General features: G+C 66.1%; 6 protein-coding genes. 2 read left to right on the top strand and 4 right to left on the bottom strand.

Going from position 1 to position 5,142, the window contains the following annotated elements:
• Positions 1-46: 46 nt before the first annotated feature.
• The 4 genes from QWY28_RS23065 to QWY28_RS23050 all read right to left on the bottom strand — a co-directional run bounded on the left by QWY28_RS23065 (position 47) and on the right by QWY28_RS23050 (position 2,971).
• Positions 47-817 carry a DUF3152 domain-containing protein gene (locus QWY28_RS23065; protein WP_300955267.1) on the bottom strand — a complete coding sequence of 257 codons (771 nt, stop codon included), beginning with the start codon at positions 815-817 and terminating at the stop codon, positions 47-49.
• A gap of 121 nt (positions 818-938) precedes the next feature.
• Complete coding sequence (locus tag QWY28_RS23060; protein WP_300955266.1) at positions 939-1,778, bottom strand: F510_1955 family glycosylhydrolase; 840 nt, start codon at positions 1,776-1,778, stop codon at positions 939-941.
• A 72-nt stretch (positions 1,779-1,850) separates the two neighbouring features.
• Positions 1,851-2,417, bottom strand: a complete 567-nt coding sequence (locus QWY28_RS23055; RefSeq protein ID WP_179530463.1) for a DUF305 domain-containing protein — start codon at positions 2,415-2,417, stop codon at positions 1,851-1,853.
• A gap of 86 nt (positions 2,418-2,503) precedes the next feature.
• Positions 2,504-2,971 carry a DUF6153 family protein gene (locus QWY28_RS23050; protein ID WP_300955265.1) on the bottom strand — a complete coding sequence of 156 codons (468 nt, stop codon included), beginning with the start codon at positions 2,969-2,971 and terminating at the stop codon, positions 2,504-2,506.
• A 487-nt stretch (positions 2,972-3,458) separates the two neighbouring features.
• Between QWY28_RS23050 and QWY28_RS23045 the strand changes: the two genes are divergently transcribed.
• Together QWY28_RS23045 and QWY28_RS23040 are read left to right on the top strand one after the other, a co-directional pair.
• Positions 3,459-4,187, top strand: a complete 729-nt coding sequence (locus QWY28_RS23045) for a GNAT family N-acetyltransferase (RefSeq protein ID WP_300955264.1) — start codon at positions 3,459-3,461, stop codon at positions 4,185-4,187.
• Positions 4,184-4,936: a M15 family metallopeptidase gene (locus QWY28_RS23040; protein WP_300955263.1), complete on the top strand. Its 753-nt coding sequence runs from the start codon at positions 4,184-4,186 to the stop codon at positions 4,934-4,936. The genes QWY28_RS23045 and QWY28_RS23040 overlap by 4 nt, the downstream gene beginning before the upstream one ends.
• Positions 4,937-5,142: the final 206 nt, after the last annotated feature.

The following is a 5,142-nucleotide window of genomic DNA, read 5'->3' as shown; positions in this document are numbered from 1 at the left end:
GCCGCGTCAACCTCGTCCCCGACACCAACACCGAGATCGGAGCTGATCAACTGCCCGCGCTGACCGCCTGACCCATCACGAAGGAGATCGCAGCGCTACACCACTCCACGGGACTTGACCCTACCCGCGACGGCCACGGGTTCGGCCGACAACCGGCCAAGCCCTTGGTCTGCTGCAACATCACTGGCGCGAGCCTTCCCGAACCGGGACACCCAACGTGGGGATAGCCCAGGGCGTGGCCAGTCTCGTGGTTGACGACGTAGCGCCGGTATGCCCGCAGGTCACCGGCGTATCCGTATGCGCCGAACTGCCAGCGCCAGGCATTGAGGACGACGTCCCCGCCGTTGCGGCACGACAGCCGACCGCCCGTGTCGAGCGGTGCGCAGAGTTCATCGGCCGTCTCTGGGGTGGCCAGGACGATCCGGAGGTCGGCATGGCCATCGACGCGGACGAGCGTGTGTCGCGTCGCCCAGCCGCGCCCATCAGACAGGGTCTCTTCGACCAGCCGCGCCACATCCGCCGTGTTGAAGGGCAGGCCCTGCTCGACCTCGACCCGGTACGTCACCCCGTTCTGCGAGCCGCGCGGCGCGGCGGCGGCGACTTCAAAGGTGCCTGCGCCGCGCTCCGGAATACGAGTGGCGGGGGAGGGGGGCCCACTCGGATCTGGGTCACGATCTCGACGGACCTCCACCTCGCCGTCGGTCCGCTCGCGCCTGACAGCCTGTTCAGCGGAAGGAGATGCGGCAATTGCAGTGCGGCCGCCCGCGTCTTCGGTGTCCGTCGGGCGGGGGATGAGAAACGCGACGGGTACAGCCACGGCGGCAGTCGTCGCCAGCACCGCCAGGCCGGTGAGCGCTGCCGTGGCACGCCGACGTGGCGCGCGATGGGAACCCGCTCGTCGATGCGTGGCTTTGCGCCTACTCATCGTCCCTGCACCGTCACAGCACGCGGGACCAGGTGTCGCCGCCATCAGTGGACTGGTAGACGGTGGTCTCGGTCGCGGCGAACCAGCGCTGGGCACTGATGGTGAACGCGGCCGGCTGGCCATCGATCGATCCGACCTCGCGCCAGGTTCGACCGGTGTCGGTGCTGACCCGAACGACGCCGTCGGGGTCGACACCCGCCAGGCTCCCGTCGGGAGTGGTGTCGAGGTACATCATGTTCGGGCCGCCGAGCTGACGGGTCTCGCCGGACCTGGTGTTGATGCTGACGAGCTGGCCGTTGGCGTTGGTCGCGATCAGCGAGTCGTTGTCATCCACCGCCGCAACGCTGATCAGCGGACCTCGGTATGTCTCGTCGAATGTCCTCCGGTCCTCGGTGCGCAGCAGGCTTCCGGACGTGGCGTCGTATGCGTAGAGGGCGTCGCCGGCGGGCTCGAGGATGTGGAAGTCCGCCTCACCCTGGAGGGCGAGGGGGGTCCAGGTCCCTCCGGCGTCGGTGGATTCGATCAGGCCCAGGTGGGCGGGCAGGTCCTCGCGGAGGTCCGGGTGCCCGCTTCCCAGGAAGTGGCCAGGGCCGACGACTGTGAACGCCATCGTGTCCTGATACCGGTCTGCGACGCGGCTCGGCCGGCCGCTCTCGTCGACGTGGAAGAGGCCGAAGTGGGTGGCGACGTAGAGGCTGTCGTCGGCCGGATCGACGCCGAGACCGTGGATGTGGCCGACGCTCGTGTCCTCATCCACTGGCGGTGTTGATGCCGGGGTGTCCTTGGCGCAGGCGCCTGAGAGCAGAGCTGCACCGAGGAGGACGGCTGTGAGGGCGACATGGGGTCGGTACATAGGGCGGCTCCGAGGTAAGGATGGCGCCGGGCTGGCGGAGTAGCTCCGTCCTGCCCGGCACCAGGGACGAGATCAGGACTTCAGCAGGTCCTGCATCGTCTGGATCTCCTCCGCCTGTGTCGTCTCGATCTCCTTGGCCATGTCGACAGCCTCGGGGAACTCGCCCTCGGACTGCTCGGTCTTCGCCATCTCGATCGCACCCTCGTGGTGCTCGATCATCATGGTGAGAAACATCTGGTCGAACTCCGCGCCGGACGCCGACTCGAGGTCGGCCATCTCGTCCTCGGTCATCATTCCGCCCATGTCGTCGGAGGACATGTCGCCGTGATCCATGCCCGACATGCCCTCATCCGGGACGTCCTCGCCCCATGACTCCAACCAGCCGGTCAGTGTCTCGATCTCGGGGCCTTGGGCTGCCTCGATGTCGGTGGCGAGGTCCTTGACCTCCTGGCTTTCAGCTCGTGACTCGGCGAGGTCGGCCATCTCGATGGCCTGCTGGTGGTGGGGGATCATCTCCTGGGCGAAGGTGACGTCGGCCTCGTTATGGCTGGCCGCGGTGTCAGTGTCGTCGTCGTTGCTGCAGGCGGCAAGGGTGAACAGCGAGGCCGCCACAACGGCGGTGATCAGCGACTTGCGCATGAGTGTTTCTCCATCTGTGTGATCAGGTGTCTGGGCAGGCGAAACCACGAGCCGCCCAAACGTGGGCGCCTCGTGGCGAATGCCTGTCAGCAGCGGATCACACAGAGCATGCCGAGGCTGGGCGGGTCCCGGTCACGCCCGATGAACAGTCGGGGCTGCCATGCCGGCAGCAGGGTCCGGGGGATGCGGACACCCCGACGCACCAGCAGGAGTGCGATCCCGAGCACCAGGCCGGCCAGCACGGCTGCGCAGTGGCCAAGAAGCCCCGCACCGTTCTCGCCGATGGGCTCCTCAGAGCTCATTCCCACTGGATGACCCGCGACGATCGGTTCGGAGGTATCCGGCTCACTGGCCGCTGGCCCGGAGTGGTCATGACTGAGGGGGCCGCTTGCGGCGATCATGACATTCGCACTCGGGGATGTTGCACCCATGGTGTGGGCTCCGGTGTGAGATCCCCAACCATGCATCGACAGAAGACCGAACAGCGCGACGGCCACGGCGGCCAGCGCGTAGCGCGCGCCGCGTGTCCCGGCCGGTGCTCGGAGGTCCCGCATGCCGCCGATCCTAGTTGGGCACGAACAGGCACGAATCGTGGCTCATCCTCCGGGCCGACTGCGATTCGAGTCACGCCGCGCTTATGTCCCGAAAACGCCAGCACAAGCCGGCTGATCCGAGCCGAAAACGTCAAGATGATCTGGAGCCGACACGGCGGGTTATTGCGCATCTGTGCAGGTCAGAGCACACATCGGCAAGTGGGGTCAAAAGCGCCAGCGGCCGAACGCACACGCGCTGGAGGTCCAGGGATTCGTTGATCAGATTGGCAAGGCGGCGGGCGTCGCTGGCGTTGGCGCGCAACCCCGGCGCCTTCGGCGGCGCTTGTGCAGAACTTCGCCAGCACCTTGAGCGTGACATCCACACGCACCTCGTCGGCTGCCGAGCACGGCCGCTGATGGCGAGCGGTAGCTGCGCCGACCGCGCGTTAGGGCACGGCGCCACTCCTGGTGGTCTACTATCTAGCTTCGTAGATCACCAGGAGGCCCCGTGCCCGCACCAGATGACCGCATCACATACCGTCGAATCCAGTCCGTAGATCTGCCATTCGTCGTCGAACAGCACCAGCAGTACTTCCCTCGAGGGTTCTTTGCCCGCCTGGGCGGCCGGTTCCTCACTCGCTACTACTTGACCTACTGCACCAGCGACGACGCCATCGCCGTTGCAGCCACCGCAGACGGAGTCCGCGCCGGATACATGGTGGGAACCATTTCTCCTCAGGATCACCGGCAGCACATCCTGAGGTGGCACCGGTCCGCACTGGCCGTCGAGGGCGCCTTGGGCCTGATCCGACACCCGTCGCTAGTCGCGACGTTCCTGCGGACCCGCGCCCTGCTTTATGCCAGGAAACTCACGTCGCCGCGGACAGCGGTACTTGTTGATGCGGACAACGAGAAGGTCGCCGTCTTGAACCATCTCGTCGTTCTGCCGCAGTTCCAGGGGCAGGGCATCGCGTCTTGCTTGATCGAGCGACTCGAAACAGCCGCAGCGCTGGCGGGATGTACGTCGATCGTCCTGGTGACGGAGACCGACGGTCAGGGCGCCGCGTATTACCACTCCACCGGCTGGACGGTTACAAGTGCCCGCACCACCCGCGACGGTCAGCACCTGACCAGCTTCTCGCGCCCGATCTTGTCAGGCACCTCGAAAGCATCTGCAAGCGCTGACCGGTTGTCTCCTCAGAACCTCGACGCACGCCGAGAGGAAAGCGTTTCGTGAACCTTCTGATGGCCCGCCGAGTGCGCGCCGCCCTTTTGAGCATCGTCGTTGCGACGGTTCTGACTCTGCTAGCGGCGGCATGTGTTCCTGAGCCGCGGAAAGACTTAGGGGCGCAAGCAGGTGGAAGCCAGGAAGCGACAGTTGAGCCGGAGCCGACCGCTGACGCCCAGATCAAACCGGTGTCAGTGGAGCAGTGGGACCGGATCGAAGCGGTCGGGGCATGGCGACCGGGTTGCCCAGCCACCCGGGAGGGCTTGCGACGGGTGGAGGTCAATCATTGGCGGTTCGATGGAAGCGTTGCGCGTGGAGTGCTGGTGGTCAACAAGGATGTGGCGGCGGTCGTCGCTGACATCTTCACGCGCCTCTTCGACGAGAAGTTCCCTATCCGCAAGATGAGGCCCGTCGAGGAGTACGACGGAGACACCAACGCGAGTCTGCGAGACGACAACACCTCGGCGTACAACTGCCGCCGCCTCGACCAGATCAACGCTCCAGTGACGGAGTCGCCGCACGCGAACGGTCGAGCGATCGACATCAACCCCCGCGAGAACCCATGGCTCGATCTGCGTTGTGACTGCTGGCTCCCCACAGCCCGAACGAAGGCCCGCACGCCCGGACCCGGCGTCATCTACAAGGGCGGGCTTGTCTGGGATCTCTTCACCGAAGCCAAGTGGATCTGGCAGAACATCGATGTGCCCGACTACATGCACTTCGACACCGGCTACCCCTCCGCCCCGTACAGAGGTTGACGGCGCACTCGTTCGCGTATGAGCGAACGCGTGCGGGGTCCGGTTCGACTGACAGGCAACCAGGCTGCGAAGCCTGGTCAGCTAGGTGTGGTTCCCCCCGAATCGTGGAGGGCTTCTCTATGCGGCTTCCCGGTCGGGGGCCGCTGTGTCCTCGTAGTTGACCGGGCTCATCATGCCCGCCGAGCTGTGCCGGCGTTCGTGGTTGT

Source organism: Nocardioides oceani, from assembly GCF_030412965.1.
Classification (GTDB): domain Bacteria; phylum Actinomycetota; class Actinomycetes; order Propionibacteriales; family Nocardioidaceae; genus Nocardioides; species Nocardioides oceani.
This window is presented reverse-complemented; position numbering and strand designations above follow the sequence as displayed.

Coding starts and splice junctions, on each gene's coding strand:
- QWY28_RS23060 (WP_300955266.1), bottom strand. CDS start 1,778: ATGTACCGACCCCATGTCGCCCTCACAGCCGTCCTCCTCGGTGCAGCT.
- QWY28_RS23055 (WP_179530463.1), bottom strand. CDS start 2,417: ATGCGCAAGTCGCTGATCACCGCCGTTGTGGCGGCCTCGCTGTTCACC.
- QWY28_RS23050 (WP_300955265.1), bottom strand. CDS start 2,971: ATGCGGGACCTCCGAGCACCGGCCGGGACACGCGGCGCGCGCTACGCG.